Annotated in this window: 18 protein-coding genes, 1 tRNA gene and 2 pseudogenes; 13 read left to right on the top strand and 8 right to left on the bottom strand. The window is 65.5% G+C overall.

The window, feature by feature from the left end; genetic code table 11:
- Positions 1 to 85 precede the first annotated feature (85 nt).
- The 5 genes and pseudogenes from ORI27_RS19270 to ORI27_RS19250 form a co-directional block, all read left to right on the top strand.
- Complete coding sequence (locus tag ORI27_RS19270) at positions 86 to 259, top strand: hypothetical protein (protein ID WP_265998477.1); 174 nt, start codon at positions 86 to 88, stop codon at positions 257 to 259.
- A gap of 138 nt (positions 260 to 397) precedes the next feature.
- Positions 398 to 649 (top strand): annotated as a pseudogene (locus ORI27_RS19265) (antirestriction protein ArdA); the annotation flags it as partial.
- Positions 650 to 713: 64 nt separating this feature from the next.
- A complete protein-coding gene (locus ORI27_RS19260) occupies positions 714 to 1,004 on the top strand; it encodes an antirestriction protein ArdA (RefSeq protein WP_265998478.1) in 291 nt (96 codons plus the stop codon).
- A gap of 61 nt (positions 1,005 to 1,065) precedes the next feature.
- Positions 1,066 to 1,599 (top strand): helix-turn-helix domain-containing protein, encoded by a 534-nt coding sequence (locus ORI27_RS19255; RefSeq protein WP_265998479.1) that lies wholly within the window; start codon positions 1,066 to 1,068, stop codon positions 1,597 to 1,599.
- Position 1,600: 1 nt separating this feature from the next.
- A pseudogene (locus ORI27_RS19250) lies at positions 1,601 to 2,419 on the top strand (recombinase family protein); the annotation flags it as partial.
- Here ORI27_RS19250 and ORI27_RS33015 read toward each other — a convergent pair.
- The 4 genes from ORI27_RS33015 to ORI27_RS19235 form a co-directional block, all read right to left on the bottom strand.
- On the bottom strand, positions 2,345 to 2,806 hold the full coding sequence (locus ORI27_RS33015; RefSeq protein WP_323055628.1) for a hypothetical protein: 462 nt from the start codon (positions 2,804 to 2,806) through the stop codon (positions 2,345 to 2,347). The pseudogene ORI27_RS19250 and the gene ORI27_RS33015 overlap by 75 nt on opposite strands.
- A 108-nt stretch (positions 2,807 to 2,914) precedes the next feature.
- Positions 2,915 to 3,193, bottom strand: a complete 279-nt coding sequence (locus ORI27_RS19245) for a hypothetical protein (protein WP_265998480.1) — start codon at positions 3,191 to 3,193, stop codon at positions 2,915 to 2,917.
- Between the two features lie 112 nt (positions 3,194 to 3,305).
- Positions 3,306 to 3,381, bottom strand: a tRNA-Ala gene (locus tag ORI27_RS19240).
- A gap of 52 nt (positions 3,382 to 3,433) precedes the next feature.
- On the bottom strand, positions 3,434 to 4,696 hold the full coding sequence (locus ORI27_RS19235) for an MFS transporter (RefSeq protein WP_265998481.1): 1,263 nt from the start codon (positions 4,694 to 4,696) through the stop codon (positions 3,434 to 3,436).
- A 37-nt stretch (positions 4,697 to 4,733) separates the two neighbouring features.
- Here ORI27_RS19235 and ORI27_RS19230 point away from each other — a divergent pair, with 37 nt between their 5' ends.
- A complete protein-coding gene (locus ORI27_RS19230; RefSeq protein ID WP_265998482.1) occupies positions 4,734 to 5,117 on the top strand; it encodes a hypothetical protein in 384 nt (127 codons plus the stop codon).
- Positions 5,118 to 5,130: 13 nt separating this feature from the next.
- Here ORI27_RS19230 and pgm read toward each other — a convergent pair whose 3' ends face one another.
- Positions 5,131 to 6,765 carry a phosphoglucomutase (alpha-D-glucose-1,6-bisphosphate-dependent) gene (gene pgm, locus ORI27_RS19225; RefSeq protein WP_265998483.1) on the bottom strand — a complete coding sequence of 545 codons (1,635 nt, stop codon included), beginning with the start codon at positions 6,763 to 6,765 and terminating at the stop codon, positions 5,131 to 5,133.
- 68 nt (positions 6,766 to 6,833) lie between these two features.
- Between pgm and crcB (ORI27_RS19220) the strand changes: the two genes are divergently transcribed.
- From crcB (ORI27_RS19220) to ORI27_RS19210, 3 genes are read left to right on the top strand one after another with little or no spacing between them, the layout of a single operon-like run.
- Positions 6,834 to 7,232, top strand: a complete 399-nt coding sequence (gene crcB, locus ORI27_RS19220) for a fluoride efflux transporter CrcB (protein ID WP_265998484.1) — start codon at positions 6,834 to 6,836, stop codon at positions 7,230 to 7,232.
- Positions 7,229 to 7,594: a fluoride efflux transporter CrcB gene (gene crcB, locus ORI27_RS19215; RefSeq protein WP_265998486.1), complete on the top strand. Its 366-nt coding sequence runs from the start codon at positions 7,229 to 7,231 to the stop codon at positions 7,592 to 7,594. The genes crcB (ORI27_RS19220) and crcB (ORI27_RS19215) overlap by 4 nt, the downstream gene beginning before the upstream one ends.
- Positions 7,591 to 8,667 carry a DUF190 domain-containing protein gene (locus ORI27_RS19210; protein ID WP_265998487.1) on the top strand — a complete coding sequence of 359 codons (1,077 nt, stop codon included), beginning with the start codon at positions 7,591 to 7,593 and terminating at the stop codon, positions 8,665 to 8,667. The genes crcB (ORI27_RS19215) and ORI27_RS19210 overlap by 4 nt, the downstream gene beginning before the upstream one ends.
- Positions 8,668 to 8,671: 4 nt before the next feature.
- On the opposite strand, the gene ORI27_RS19205 is transcribed toward ORI27_RS19210, so the two are convergent.
- From ORI27_RS19205 to ORI27_RS19195, 3 genes are all read right to left on the bottom strand, one after another.
- Entirely contained in the window at positions 8,672 to 9,004 is a 333-nt protein-coding gene (locus ORI27_RS19205) for a cupin domain-containing protein (protein WP_265998488.1), read from the bottom strand.
- A 13-nt stretch (positions 9,005 to 9,017) separates the two neighbouring features.
- Complete coding sequence (locus tag ORI27_RS19200) at positions 9,018 to 9,401, bottom strand: hypothetical protein (RefSeq protein ID WP_407666361.1); 384 nt, start codon at positions 9,399 to 9,401, stop codon at positions 9,018 to 9,020.
- Between the two features lie 234 nt (positions 9,402 to 9,635).
- Positions 9,636 to 9,767, bottom strand: coding sequence for a hypothetical protein (locus ORI27_RS19195; RefSeq protein ID WP_265998490.1), 132 nt, complete (start codon positions 9,765 to 9,767; stop codon positions 9,636 to 9,638).
- A gap of 60 nt (positions 9,768 to 9,827) precedes the next feature.
- Here ORI27_RS19195 and ORI27_RS19190 point away from each other — a divergent pair, with 60 nt between their 5' ends.
- The 4 genes from ORI27_RS19190 (at position 9,828) to ORI27_RS19175 (ending at position 13,685) form a co-directional block, all read left to right on the top strand.
- A complete protein-coding gene (locus ORI27_RS19190; protein WP_265998491.1) occupies positions 9,828 to 10,322 on the top strand; it encodes a hypothetical protein in 495 nt (164 codons plus the stop codon).
- A 116-nt stretch (positions 10,323 to 10,438) separates the two neighbouring features.
- On the top strand, positions 10,439 to 11,650 hold the full coding sequence (locus ORI27_RS19185) for a PP2C family protein-serine/threonine phosphatase (protein WP_265998492.1): 1,212 nt from the start codon (positions 10,439 to 10,441) through the stop codon (positions 11,648 to 11,650).
- Positions 11,647 to 13,236 (top strand): sensor histidine kinase, encoded by a 1,590-nt coding sequence (locus tag ORI27_RS19180; protein ID WP_265998493.1) that lies wholly within the window; start codon positions 11,647 to 11,649, stop codon positions 13,234 to 13,236. The genes ORI27_RS19185 and ORI27_RS19180 overlap by 4 nt, the downstream gene beginning before the upstream one ends.
- Positions 13,233 to 13,685, top strand: a complete 453-nt coding sequence (locus ORI27_RS19175) for a response regulator (protein ID WP_265998494.1) — start codon at positions 13,233 to 13,235, stop codon at positions 13,683 to 13,685. Before ORI27_RS19180 ends, ORI27_RS19175 begins: the two co-directional genes overlap by 4 nt.
- The last annotated feature ends 157 nt before the right edge of the window (positions 13,686 to 13,842 follow it).

The raw sequence follows: 13,842 nt of genomic DNA, 5'->3' as shown, positions 1-13,842 counted from the left end.
CCCGCTGCGCCTATTCCAGCCCCGCCACCTACGAAAACAACCACACATTCGCTACGCTGCCACAAGCGGCGTAACCACAAATCCCGTGTCCACTACACCGGGGCAAGGCCCCAAGGCAGCTGAGGCGCGCGCCGAAATCGAGCGTGAAGCCGCAGCCCGCCAGCAGGCCATCGCCACCCTGTTCCAAGGCGGCGGCGAACCCAGCAGCACCCGGCAACGCCGGACCGCCAAGGGAGGTGAGAACCCATCGGAAACCTAACCGTGCCCCGCGTCGGACACGGGCGTCAGTGAACCTCACGGACGCACACCGGGGCCGGCGGGAAGCAGATCGAGCCTTTGCTCTCTGTTTCCCGACCGGCTCCGCATAACCCCACCAAGAAACTAAGAGGAGGTGAGAATGAATGAAACACACCACGAACCAACCCAACCCACACCAGAGCCCGACGATGCACCGCATCCTGAGATGGAGCCGAAGCCGTCGCCAGCCATCTACGTCGCCAGCCTGGCCGACTACAACAACGGCATCCTGCACGGCAAATGGATCGACGCCGCACGCGAACCCGAGGAGATCCAGGCCGACATCAACGAACTCCTGGACAGCTCACGCGAACCGAACGCCGAAGAATGGGCCATCCACGACTACGAGCAATTCGGCCGCGTGCGCATCGACGAATACGACGCCATCGACAAGGTCTCTCGCATCGCCAAAGGTATTGTACGCCTATTCCGCCTGGATCGACCTGCTCGACGGCGAAACGGGAAGCTTCGATATCGACAGCTTCCACGAGGCCTACCTCGGCCACTACCACTCCGTCCAGGACTACGTCGAACAGATGGCCGACGACCTCGGCTACACCCAAGAACTCGACAAACTGCCCGAGCACCTACAGGCCTACGTGCACATCGATTACGCAGCCATCGCCCGCGACATGGAACTGTCCGGCGACATCGGGACCATCAGCGACCCGAACGGCTGCGTGTGGATCTTCCGCACCGACCTGTAGTAGTCGTGTCACCCACAGGCACACGAACGGCTATTCCGAAATCGAAATAGACGATATTGAATTGGCGGACATTGCCGTTCTGGAATTGCGAATTTCTATTGATTTTGTTCAATATCCCATTGTACAATTATTGATACAAAGGGGCGCAATTTTTATGACACCGGAACAGACCGTAAAACTCATCAACCTGCTTAAGGAAAAGCGGGGCGAACTCGGACTCAGCGTCAATGAAGTCGCCAGGCGCGCCGACGTCGATCCTGGAACGGTCTGGAGGATCGAGCAGGGCATGATCGCCAAGCCGCGCGTCGAGAGCCTGATCGCGATGGGCGGGGTGCTCGGTATCAACGCTATGGAGCTCTTCACGACCGTCGGATGGCTGACCGCCGACGATCTGCCAAGCCTCGGAACCTATTTGAGCGCTAAGTTCACCGACCTGCCTGATGCGGTCACTCGGCACATCGAGCACCATGTGGCCAAAATCCTCCACGCCTACGAACACAGCACCGGAGGTCGCCACACCTCGACCGAACCCGAAAATTGTCCGTGGTGCAAGGACCATCTCGCAGATCGATCGCACTCGTCGAAGGAGCACTGATATGCCGTTGATTGCCGCCTCAGGAACCGATCACGCATCCGACGATGGCGGGAAGGCGGTGCTCTATCTCCGAGTCTCTAGTAAGAGGCAGATGGACACCGCCGTCGATATCGACCCAGACGGCAACTCCATCGCCACACAACGAGAAGTCAGCACCAGAAAGGCGAACAACCTCGGCGCCACTGTCGTCCATGAATTCGTCGAACCGGGGGTCTCCGCATCGACAATTGAAAAGCGCCAGGCCTTCCAAGACATGCTCACGTTCCTCCGCGAGAACACTGACGTGCGCTACGTCATCGTCTACGCCCGCTCTCGCGCCTTCCGCAACTACATCGATGCCGCCATCACCAAACGGCTACTGGACAAATTGAACGTCAAACTGGTGTCCGCGCGCGAAGACTTCGGTGACGGCGTCTACGCCGACATGATGGAAGCGGTCACCGACATCTTCAATGATGTCCAGAACAAGCTCAGCGGCGAAGATATCCGAATCAAGCTGCGGCACAAGGCAGAAAACGGTGGCACGATTGGACGGGCGCGTCTCGGCTATCTGAACACGCGAGTCGAGATCGAGGGCAGGATGGTCAACACCGTCAGCCTTGACCCAGAACGCGCCCCGCTGGTTCTTAGAGCCTGGGAGCTTTACGCAAGCGGCGAGTACTCAATTGAGCGTCTCACCACAACGATGGCCGATCTGGGCCTAACCGCGCGCCCATCGCCGAGGTGGCCCCAAGCACGTACGGTTTCAGACACAAAGATCCACAAGATGCTCCGCGACCCGTACTACGCGGGATTCGTCGTCTACAAAGGTTCGATCTATCCTGGCCGTCACGAGCCGATCGTCTCCCACGATCTTTTCGACCGCGTTCAAGACATCCTGAATTTCCGCAGCCAGCGCGGCCAACGCGACCGGATACTCACCCATTACCTTAAGGGCGCGCTCTTTTGCCAGCGTTGCGATGACGCCGGACGGACGGCACGGCTCATCTATACCGAAGCAACCGGCAAGAATGGACAGCGGTATGGCTATTTCCTCTGCCGTGCCCGTCAAGACGGACTCTGCGACTTGCCCCATTTGCGTGTTGAGCGGGTGGAGGAGGCGGTTGTCCAGCACTACGCGACGCTGGGTCTCGCCAAGGATTTCACCACGACCGTGCGCGAGCAGCTGGAAGAAACCGTCGCAGATGATCAGGCGAACGTCCGTCACATGCACGCATCGCTAAACCGGCGCCTTCGAGAACTTGACGACAAAGAGGCGCGACTGATCGACCTTGCCGCTGACGCCACCCTCCCCCAGGCGAAAATCCGCGCAAAGCTACACGAGGTCCAGCGAGACCGCGGACGCGTTCAAGCCGGGCTGACAAACACCAACGAGCAACTGTCGGTCGGTGCAACGGTGCTGCGTGACGCCCTCCATCTTGTCGAAGACCCCCAATCGCTCTACCAGCGGGTTGAGGACAAAGTGCGGAGGCATCTGAACGAGACATTCTTTGAACGCCTCTACCTCGACGAAGTGGTCGTTACCGGTGACAAGCCGACGCCGCTGTTCGCGGAACTTCGTGAAGCCGCGATCAAACACCGCGACCAGGTCCATCAGGTTCAAGATCAAGAAAGCCCCCGCAAAGCGGAGGCTTTCTCATCTTCCTCGACAGACCTACTCACCTTGTCCGATCTGTTGCCGGTCAAGGTTTCGAGTAAGGCTGTCATGGTGGAGCTAAGGGGACTCGAACCCCTGACCCCCACACTGCCAGTGTGGTGCGCTACCAGCTGCGCCATAGCCCCAGGTGTGCCCACCGAAGTTACACCACTGGCAGGTGCGCTTCAAAATCGCTGGTCACGGGACTTCACCACCGGCTTCGGGACCCAGCGCACGGGCCTGGGTGTGCTCGACGGAGCGCCGCGGCCGGGTTTCCGGAGCGAAGACCCACCAGACGGCGGCCATCGCCAGGATGATCCCGCTGATCAGGAACGCCCAACTGAACGACACCCGCTGCGCGATCTGGCCGACAGCCAGCGATCCGGCGATCGACCCGAGGTCGGCCATCATCTGGAACACCGCCACCGCGGTTCCGCCCCGCGCCGTGTTACCGACCACGTCGGCGACGGCGGCCTGCTGCGGGGCGACGAAGATTCCGGTCGCCGCCCCCGCCGCATATGCCCCGACCAGGAAAACCGGCAACGACGTGGTGATACCCACCAACGCCGTCGTTGCGGCCGACACCGTCAGCCCCACGATCAGCAGCCGTCGTCGCCCGATCCGGTCCGAGAGATACCCACTGGGGATGACCACCGAGATGTTGCCGATCGCGAACGCGGCCAGCGCCAGCCCGGCATACCCAGCCCCCTTGCCCAGCACCTCGGAGACGAACAGCGGCACCAGCGCGATCCGCAGCCCGAAGGAGGCCCAGCCGGTCGCGAAGTTGGAGAACAGGGCCGCCCGGTAGGCGCGATGCCGCAGCACCGTGCGCACCGGCACCGCGTCGTCGGACGCATCGTCGGCGGCCACCAGCTTGGAGTGGCGCAGGCTGATGAACACCACCGCCGCGGCGACCAGCAGCGCCGCGCCGTAGATGACGAACGGCGCCGCCAGCCCGAACCCCGCGGTGAGGCTGCCCAGCACCGGCCCGGCAACCGAGCCGAACAGAAAGCCCGAGGAGAACAGCCCGGCGACCCGGCCGCGGGCGTCGGGCGGCGAGATCCGGATCATCAGGCCCAACGAGGACACCGTGAACATCGCCGACCCGAACCCGCCCAACGACCTGAACAGCAGCAATTGCCAATAGCTTTGCGCCAGAGCGCAGGCGGCGGTCGACAGCGCCACGATCAGCAGACCACTGATGTAGACGCGCCGCTCCCCCAGCCGCTGCACCAGCAGTCCGGCGGGCGGAGCGGACACCAGCCGCATGAACGCGAACGCGGTGATGACGAACGTCGCGGCGCTGATGCTGACCCCGAAGTGCCGGGCGTACTGCGGCAACACCGGAGCCACCACGCCATAGCCCAGCGCCACCACCACGTTGGCACCGACCAACAGCCACACTTCGCGCGGCAGCCGGGCCTGCTCTTGGGACGATTTGCCCTGCGCGACCGAACTCACCAGATGACTGTATGCGCACGGGCGTAAGCTGCCCGCCATGAGCGGAGTGACCACGGGTGTGCGCGCGCTGTTGAAACTGGGCACGGCAGCCGGTCTGGCCTGTCTTGCCGTCGCGCTGGCAGGACCGGCCCACGCCGACGATCTGAACGCCACGACATGCTCTGAGCAGCAGATCATGTCGTCGATGCAGAAGAACGACCCCCTCATTTGGGAGCGCATCAACGACGATCCTAAGCTCGATCAACAGCTGCGGGTCGGGCTCGCCGTGCTCCTGGCCGCGCCTCCGGGGCAGCGTCAGCAGCAGGTGAACGCGTTGGAGGGGATCCTCGGCTACCAGCGGTGGGCCGGGGTCAGCGACGACATCATGGACTCGACCAACGGCCCGATCGGCCGGGCGGTCAACAACTGCCACAACTTCTGAACCGGCCGACCGGTCACGATATGACCGAGTTCACCACGTCCTTGGCCGCGTCCTGCACCTCCGCCAGGTGCTCGGGGCCCTTGAACGACTCGGCGTAGATCTTGTAGACATCCTCGGTGCCCGACGGCCGCGCGGCGAACCAGCCGTCGGCGGTGGTCACCTTCAGCCCGCCCAGCGGCGCGCCGTTGCCCGGCGCGGTGGTCAGCTTGGCGGTGATCGGTTCGCCGGCCAGTTCGGTGGCGTTGACCTGCTCCGGGGACAGCTTGGCCAGCCGCGCCTTCTGCTCCCGGTTGGCCGGCGCGTCGACACGGGCGTAGAGCGGCGCGCCGTACTTGGCGGTGAGCTCGGCGTAGTGCTGCGAGGGCGACGCCCCGGTCACCGCGAGGATCTCCGAGGCCAGCAGGGCCAGGATGATCCCGTCCTTGTCGGTGGTCCACACCGAGCCGTCGCGGCGCAGGAACGACGCCCCCGCCGACTCCTCGCCGCCGAAACCGATGGTGCCGCTGATCAATCCGTCGACGAACCACTTGAAGCCCACCGGCACCTCGATGAGTTTGCGGCCCAGGCCGGCCACCACCCGGTCGATGATTGACGAGCTGACCGCGGTCTTGCCGACGGCCACACTGGCCGGCCAGTCCGGCCGATGCGAGTAGAGGTAGTCGATCGCGACCGCCAGATAATGGTTGGGGTTCATCAGCCCGGCATCGGGGGTGACGATCCCGTGCCGGTCCGAGTCGGCGTCGTTGCCGGTGGCGATCTGATAGGACTCCCGGTTGGCGATGAGTGACGCCATCGCGTTGGGTGAACTGCAGTCCATCCGGATCTTGCCATCGGTATCCAGCGTCATGAACCGCCACGTCGCGTCGACCAGCGGGTTGACCACGGTGAGATCGAGTCCGTGCCGCTCGGCGATGGCCCCCCAGTAGTCCACGCTGGCCCCGCCCAGCGGGTCGGCGCCGATGCGGATCTTCTCGGCGCGGATCGCGTGGATGTCGACGACGTTGGGCAGATCCGAAACGTAGGCGTCGAGGTAGTCGTGGCGCTGGGCGCTTCCCAGCGCACGCGCCAGCGGCACCCGTTTCACGTCCTTGAGCCCGCCGCGCAGAATTTCGTTGGCGCGCTTGGCAATCGCACTGGTGGCATCGGTGTCGGCCGGGCCACCGTTGGGCGGGTTGTACTTGAACCCGCCGTCACGCGGCGGGTTGTGCGACGGGGTGACGACGATGCCGTCGGAGAGACCGGCGGTCAGCCCGCGGTTGTAGGTCAGGATGGCGTGGCTGACCGCGGGGGTCGGGGTGTAGCGATCGGCCGAATCGATCATGGCGACAACGTCATTGGCGGCCAGCACCTCCAGCGCCGACACCCAGGCGGGTTCGGACAGCCCGTGGGTGTCGCGACCGATGAACAGCGGGCCGGTGGTGCCCTGCCCAGCTCGGTACTCCACAATCGCCTGTGTGGTGGCCAGGATGTGCGCCTCGTTGAACGCCCCGTCCAGACTGGAGCCGCGATGACCCGACGTTCCGAACACCACCTGCTGGTCGATGTCGTCGGGGTCGGGTTTCACCGAGTAGTACGCGGTGACCAGATGGGGCAGATCGACGAGGTCTTCGGGGAGCGCCGGCTTGCCGGCGCGGGGGTTAGCCGCCATGGCGCCAATTCTGCCTTCCCAAGGGCGATACTTGCTCGCGGATTCATCGACGGTTAAGGGGGTAGCCCATGTTCGGCCATGACAACCGGGAATTGGCGGCCGTATTCGTCGGCGGCGCGCTGGGCACCCTCGCCCGCGCCGGCGTATCGTCGCTGTTCGACGACGATCCGGCGCACTGGCCGTGGGCCACCTTCGGCGTCAACATCGTGGGCGCGTTCCTGCTGGGTTACTTCACCACCCGCCTGCTCGAACGTCTGCCGCTGTCGAGCTACCGCCGCCCCCTGCTGGGCACCGGCTTGTGCGGCGGGCTGACGACGTTCTCCACCATGCAGGTGGAGACACTGAAGATGATCGAGCATCAGCACTACGGGCTGGCGGCCGGCTACACCGTGGTCAGCATCGCCGCCGGCCTGCTCGCGGTCTACGTCGCGACCTCGCTGGTGCGCCGGGTCAGGATCCGCGCATGACCATCGTGCTATGGGCCGGGGTGATGGTCATCGGCGGGCTGGGCTCGGTGGCGCGGTTCATGGTCGATCGCACGGTAGCCCGCCGGGCGGCCCGGTCGTTCCCGTTCGGCACCCTGGCGGTCAACGTCAGCGGCGCGGTGCTGCTCGGCTTCGTCACCGGCCTGACGTTGAGCCACCACGTCGCGCTGCTGGCCGGCACCGCCTTCGTCGGCGCCTACACCACGTTCTCGACCTGGATGCTGGAGACCCAGCGGCTGACCGAAGAGCGCCAGATCTGGCCCGCGGTCGTCAATCTCGTCGTCAGCATCCTCCTGGGCGTCGCCGCCGCCATGCTCGGCCAGTGGATTGCGAGCCTGCTGTGAGCGACACCTATCTGAAGCTGACCGCCTACTTCGGCGAGCGTGAACGCGCCGGGTCGCGCTTTCTCGCCGAGGCGATGCTCGACCTCTACGCCGAGCGCGAGGTCGCCACCAGTGTGATGCTGCGCGGTATCGCCAGCTTCGGTCCGCGGCACGTCATCCGCAGCGACGAGTCACTCACCCTGTCCGAGGATCCGCCCGTCGCGGTCGCCGCCGTCGATACCGCTGCCACGATCGGCGGCCTGGTCACCGATGTCGCCGGCCTGACCTCCCGCGGCCTGATCACCCTGGAGCGGGCGCGGCTGGCGACCGGTGACCTGTCGGCCACACCACTGCCCGACGGCGCCGACGCGGTCAAACTCACCATCTACGTCGGGCGCCGGCGCCGGGTCAACGGCGCCGCGGCTTTCTACGCCGTCTGCGACCTGCTGCACCAACACCACTTCGCCGGGGCGTCGGTGTTCCTCGGCGTCGATGGCACCGCACACGGTCGGCGCCGCCGCGCCCGCTTCTTCAGCAACAACACCGACGTACCGATCATGATCATCGCCGTCGGCACCGCCGCCCAGGTCCGCCAGATCCTGCCCGAGCTGGACGCGCTGATGTACCAACCGCTGGTGACGGTGGAACGTGTTCAGGTGTGCAAGCGCGACGGTGAGCTACTGGCCCGACCGCCGGCACTGCCGGCGGTCGATGCCCACGGCCGCGAGCTGCGCCAGAAACTGATGATCTACACCTCCGAGGCCACCCACCATGACGGCGCACCCATCCATCGGGCCCTGGTGCGGCGGCTGTGGGAGTCGCAGGCCGTCAGCGGCGCCACCGTGCTGCGGGGTATCTGGGGGTTTCATGGCGACCACAAGCCGCACGGCGACAAGCCGATTCAGTACGGTCGCCAGGTGCCGGTGACCACGATCGTGGTCGACACCCCCGAGATCATCGCCGCGTGCTTCGACATCATCGACGAGGTGACCGGCCGCCACGGGCTGGTCACCTCCGAGATGGTGCCCGCACTGCTCATGCTCGACGGCGATATGCGCCGTGGCGGAACCGATCTGGCCGACTACCGGTTCTGAGTGCTCAGCTGTCGGCCAGCACGGTCAGCAGGATCACCGCATCGTCGATCGCGTGCAGTCCGTGCCGGTCGCGCGGAACGACCAGCAGGTCGCCTTCGCCGCCCTCCCACGCGTCGTCGGCAGTGCTCAGCCGCACCCGGCCGCGCAGCACCTGCAACGTGGTCTCACCAGGGCTGTGGTGCTCACTGAGGTCGCGGCCACCGGCCAGGGCGATCAACGTCTGCCGCAATTGGTGATCGTGCCCACCGTGCACGGTGTGCGCGGCACGCCCGCTGTTCGACGAGCGGGCAACGCCCAGTTGTTCGTCGGCGAGCTGGGACAGCGAGATCGATTCCATGACATCCTCCACATCAAATGCTCAGCAGCAGAACGCCACCCACGAGCAGCGCCACCACCTTGACGACTTCGAACACGACATACACGTAGTGCGCGCGCGACCGTCCGGACTCCGCCTGGCTCGCGTCGGCCAGTACCGCATCGGAGCGCCGCGTCAGGCTCGGGCGCACGCCGATCACCTGGATCAGCAACGCACTGATGGCCACCAAGACGGCGGCCGTGACACCGATGCTGGGCGCACCGATCACCAGCGCGATCACGACAACAGCCGCCAACACCGCTTCGCAGAGGTTGAGCGCACGGAACACGAGCCGGCCGATCCCCAACCCGAGCGGGATGGTGATGCCCGGAGCACGGAATTTCAGCGGCGCCTCCAGGAAGGAGATGGCCAGCACCATCCCCAGCCAGATGAACACCGCGGCCGCCGCGACGGCCGCCCAGTGCTGCACGCTGCCTCCTCACCCGCGAGCTCAGCCACCCCGCGTGAGCTCGTCGACACCCAACTGTGCCAGACTCGCCGCCCGCGGCGGTCGCGATTCGTACCCAGCTAACCCGGCCGTCGAACGTGGGGGTTGTCGGTGAAAATCGTCTAATCGGCCGACGACAGCCCGCACGCTCGACGCATAAGGGGCTCAGAGCTGGACGAAGCCGCCGTTCCACCAGACGCCCCACGCCGGCGGGTGTGGGTCGGCCTGGGCGATACCCGCCCCGACGCCCAGCATCGCAGCGGAAACCACTGCCCCCATCGCGAGCTTGGCAGTCATCGTGAGTGTCATGATGCGAAGCGCTGTACCCGCCCGACGCTGTCGGGTAAACAGATGGAGATGCGCAGGACGGCTTGGGGTGCGGTGGTCGGCGTGGCCGCCGCAGCGCTGACGGGCTGCGGTGGCAGCCCCTTCACCACACCCACGCTGACCACTACGAACACGTCCAGCTCCACCACTGCGACCGCACCCGCAACGGCTCGAGGGGTCAAGTGGGTGGACTTGACGGCCGGCGACTGCCTGGCCGACCCGCCCCCCACGGATCCGGCCATGGTGACGGTCTCCGTCGTCGACTGCGCCCAACCGCACGGGGCCGAGGCCTACCTGCGCGCACCGATCCCGGTCAACGCGGCCCTGGCCGACGTCGCCACCAGCCAATGCGCGACCGGTTTCGAGCAGTACACCGGGTTCGCGCCCGGGACCGGCAAGCTCACCAGCACCTACCTCATCGACTCCGAACAGGACCGGACCTCCCACAACCCCTACCCGAGCACGGTGATCTGCCTGTTGCAGAGCGCCGACGGCCAGCAACTCACCGGCTCGGCGCGCCGGTGATGAGACTCCGACCTGCCGGGTTGGGCGCCACCGATCGAGCCGGTAGAGTCATAACGTTGTCTACCGAACACCCAGGTCAAAGCGCGGCCGATCTCAACACGAGGATCTGATGGCCCATGCGCGCACCCTATGACCCAGAGGTGCTCAACCCTGCCGGCTTCGCCGGTGCCAACAAGCGACCGATTTCACTGCTGCTGATCGAAGACGATCAGGGCGACGCCATCCTGGTCGAGGAACTGATCGACGATGCCGGCGCGGACATCACCGTCGAGTGGGCGCCGTCGATCTCCGTAGCGGAAGAGAAACTGTCGATCGGCCGGCCGGATTGCGTGCTGCTGGATCTGAATCTGCCCGATGCCAATGGCATTTCGGCGGTGCACCGCGTCGCCAAACTCGATGCCACGCTACCGATCGTCGTCCTGACCGGGCTCAACGACGAACACTTCGGCATGTCGGCCATGGCCTCCGGCGCCCAGGACTACCTGGTCAAGGGTCATGTCGAGCCCGAGACGCTGCACCGCTCGCTGCTGTACGCCATCGAACGCAAACGGGCCGAGCTGACCGCCGTCGACCTGCACACCAGCCAGGTGCGGGCCGAGGAGAACGCCCGGCTTGAACGCGCATTGTTGCCCCTGCCGTTGCTCGACGACAACCCCGGGGTCGAGATCGTCACCCAATACCGGCCCAGCCGGGAGAACGCCCTGCTGGGCGGCGACTTCTACGACATGGTGCAGACGCCGGACGGCACCGTGCACGTCATGGTCGGCGACGTCGCCGGCCACGGCCCCGACGAGGCAGCACTCGGCGCGGCATTGCGAATAGCCTGGCGCGCCTTGACTTTCGCCGGGCTCCGCGGAAACGAGCGGATGCGCCGTCTCGAGCAGATCCTGCGGGCCGAGCGCGCCGGAACCGGTATCTTCGCCACGGTGCTGAGCGTGGCGCTGTGGCCCGGGGGGCGGGGTTTCACCGCCGTCCGCGCCGGCCACCCGGGGATGCTGCTGCACGGGCCGGGCACCGTTGAATGGCTCGAGCCGCCCGCCGGTCCGGCGCTGGGCCTGGGCGCGCAGAAATGGCCCCAGAACGAACTCGAGCTGCCCGACGGCCACGGCCTGGTGCTGCTCACCGATGGCCTCTTCGAGGGGTATTCCGGTATCGGCAATGAGCGGTTGGGCGAAGAAGGCCTGTTGGAGCTGGCCCGGTCGATCGCGACGCTGCCCGGTCCCGAGTTCGTCAAAACTTTGATCGACGGGGCCGAGTCCCGCGCCCAATCGCGCGGCGGAATCAGTGACGACATCGCGGTGCTGCGCGTGGAGCGGACTGCTCGATGAAGGAGGTGGAGGGCACCCGGTTGTCCGGTATGACGGTGCGGGGCTGGCTCAACCTCGTCCTGCTGGTGGTCGGCGTCGTGGTGCTCGGCGGCGCACTGGTCGCGGCGGTGCTGCTCAACCGAACCGACGAGACGAGCCGGCAGCTGATCGACCACATCCAGCCCGCCCGGGTCGCGGCCTACCAGCTCCAGGCCGCGCTGCGCGATCAGGAGACCGCGGTGCGCGGCTACGTGCTGGCCGCCGACTCGCAGTTCCTGGCGCCGTACTACGACGGACAACGGTCCGAACAGGCTGCCGCACAAGATATTCGCCAGCTTTTGGGTAAACGACCCGAATTGATCGGCGATCTGGACGCGATTGAACAGGCATCGGCCGCGTGGCGCAGCCAGTACGCCGGGCCCCTGATCGCCACCGTGATCCCAGGGGTGCCCAGCGTGGTGACGCGCGCGTCCGCCGAAGCCGGAAAGGCGCAATTCGACTCACTCAGAGTGCTTTTCGACCAACAGAATCAGGATCTTGCTACGGCCAGGTCGAAAGCGGTCGAGCAGCTCCAGACCGCGCAGGCCTGGCGCGACCGGGCCTTGGGCGTGGTGATCGCCGCTTTCGTCATCACCGGGTTGGCCATCGCGATCCTGGTTCGTAACGCGGTCACCAGGCCGCTGGAGGCGCTCGCCGCGGCCTGCCGGCGGATCACCAACGGGAGCTTCGCCGAGCATATCGACCCCCAGGGGCCCGAAGATATTCGGTCCATCGCCGCTGATGTGGAGGCCATGCGGCAACGGATCGTCGACGAACTCGATGCGACGAGGGAGGCGCGCGTCCTGCTCGACGAACAGGCCGCCGAATTGCGCCGGTCCAACGCCGAGCTCGAACAGTTCGCCTACGTCGCCTCCCACGACCTGCAGGAGCCGTTACGGAAGGTGGCCTCGTTCTGCCAGCTGCTGGAAAAGCGTTACGGAAATCAGCTCGACGAACGCGGCCAGCAGTACATCGATTTCGCCGTCGACGGCGCCAAGCGCATGCAGGTCCTGATCAACGACCTGCTGACGTTCTCCCGAGTCGGCCGGTTGGGTGCCACGCAGGTCGAGGTGAACCTGGACACCGTGCTGGATGCCGCGGTCGCGAACGTGTCCACCGCGATCGAGGAGGCCGGCGCCCAGATCACCCGTTCCGGAGAGTTGCCAACGGTGATGGGTGATCCGACGCTGCTGACCATGTTGTGGCAGAACCTGGTGAGCAACGCCGTCAAGTTCCGCCGCGACGACCTGCCGCCGCGCATCGCCATCACCTGCGAACCCGGTTCAGGAGAAGAGCAGGGGCAATGGATCTTCACCTTCTCCGACAACGGAATCGGCATCGCTGACGAGTTCGTCGACAAGGTGTTCGTCATCTTCCAGCGCCTACACGGCCGGGATGCCTACGCCGGCACCGGGATCGGACTGGCGCTGGTCAAGAAGATCATCGAGCACCACGGCGGCACCATCCGGATCGATACAACCTATGACGACGGAACCCGCTTCGAGTTCACGCTGCCCGTCATGACCGCATCCGAACACGAGCAGCAACTGGAAGGAACCGCTTCATGACCGACCACGGTCGCGCGATCGACGTCCTGCTCATCGAGGACGACCCCGGGGACGAGCTGATCACCCGGGAGGCCTTCGAGCACAACAAGCTCAAGAACAATCTGCACGTCGTGCACGATGGCGAGGAGGGTCTGGACTATCTCTACCGGCGCGGCCCGTTCGCCGACGCACCCCGCCCCGATCTCATCCTGCTCGACCTCAACCTACCCAAATACGACGGGCGCCAGCTCCTCGAGATGATCAAGTCCGACGATGACCTGCGCACCATTCCTGTCGTGGTGCTGACCACCTCCTCGGCCGAGGAGGACATCCTGCGCAGCTACAAGCTGCACGCCAACGCCTACGTCACCAAACCGGTCGACCTCGACCAGTTCATGTGTGCCGTCCGCCAGATCGACGAGTTCTTCGTCCAGGTGGTGCGACTGCCGGGCGGCAGCCAGAATGGCTAATTGACCGACTAGCCCGTCGCGTACCCCGAAAGCAGAGGGGATCACGGACCGGCTGTGGCCTTTACTCGATGATATTGCCCCACAGTTACTCGATGATATTGCCCCACAGTCCCAGCGGACGGCATCGAGCCACCCGGGGCCAGATGCGGACGGCGCA

The sequence above is a fragment of the Mycobacterium pinniadriaticum genome, assembly GCF_026242045.1.
In the GTDB taxonomy this organism is placed as follows: domain Bacteria; phylum Actinomycetota; class Actinomycetes; order Mycobacteriales; family Mycobacteriaceae; genus Mycobacterium; species Mycobacterium pinniadriaticum.
This window is presented reverse-complemented; position numbering and strand designations above follow the sequence as displayed.

Excerpts from the sequence above, each read along its gene's own strand:
- ORI27_RS19230 (WP_265998482.1), top strand. The coding sequence starts at position 4,734 with ATGAGCGGAGTGACCACGGGTGTGCGCGCGCTGTTGAAACTGGGCACG.
- crcB (WP_265998486.1), top strand. The coding sequence starts at position 7,229 with ATGACCATCGTGCTATGGGCCGGGGTGATGGTCATCGGCGGGCTGGGC.
- ORI27_RS19185 (WP_265998492.1), top strand. The coding sequence starts at position 10,439 with ATGCGCGCACCCTATGACCCAGAGGTGCTCAACCCTGCCGGCTTCGCC.
- ORI27_RS19200 (WP_407666361.1), bottom strand. The coding sequence starts at position 9,401 with ATGGTGCTGGCCATCTCCTTCCTGGAGGCGCCGCTGAAATTCCGTGCT.
- pgm (WP_265998483.1), bottom strand. The coding sequence starts at position 6,765 with ATGGCGGCTAACCCCCGCGCCGGCAAGCCGGCGCTCCCCGAAGACCTC.
- ORI27_RS19245 (WP_265998480.1), bottom strand. The coding sequence starts at position 3,193 with ATGGACCTGGTCGCGGTGTTTGATCGCGGCTTCACGAAGTTCCGCGAA.
- ORI27_RS19175 (WP_265998494.1), top strand. The coding sequence starts at position 13,233 with ATGACCGACCACGGTCGCGCGATCGACGTCCTGCTCATCGAGGACGAC.
- ORI27_RS19180 (WP_265998493.1), top strand. The coding sequence starts at position 11,647 with ATGAAGGAGGTGGAGGGCACCCGGTTGTCCGGTATGACGGTGCGGGGC.
- ORI27_RS19195 (WP_265998490.1), bottom strand. The coding sequence starts at position 9,767 with ATGACTGCCAAGCTCGCGATGGGGGCAGTGGTTTCCGCTGCGATGCTG.
- crcB (WP_265998484.1), top strand. The coding sequence starts at position 6,834 with ATGTTCGGCCATGACAACCGGGAATTGGCGGCCGTATTCGTCGGCGGC.
- ORI27_RS19190 (WP_265998491.1), top strand. The coding sequence starts at position 9,828 with ATGCGCAGGACGGCTTGGGGTGCGGTGGTCGGCGTGGCCGCCGCAGCG.
- ORI27_RS19205 (WP_265998488.1), bottom strand. The coding sequence starts at position 9,004 with ATGGAATCGATCTCGCTGTCCCAGCTCGCCGACGAACAACTGGGCGTT.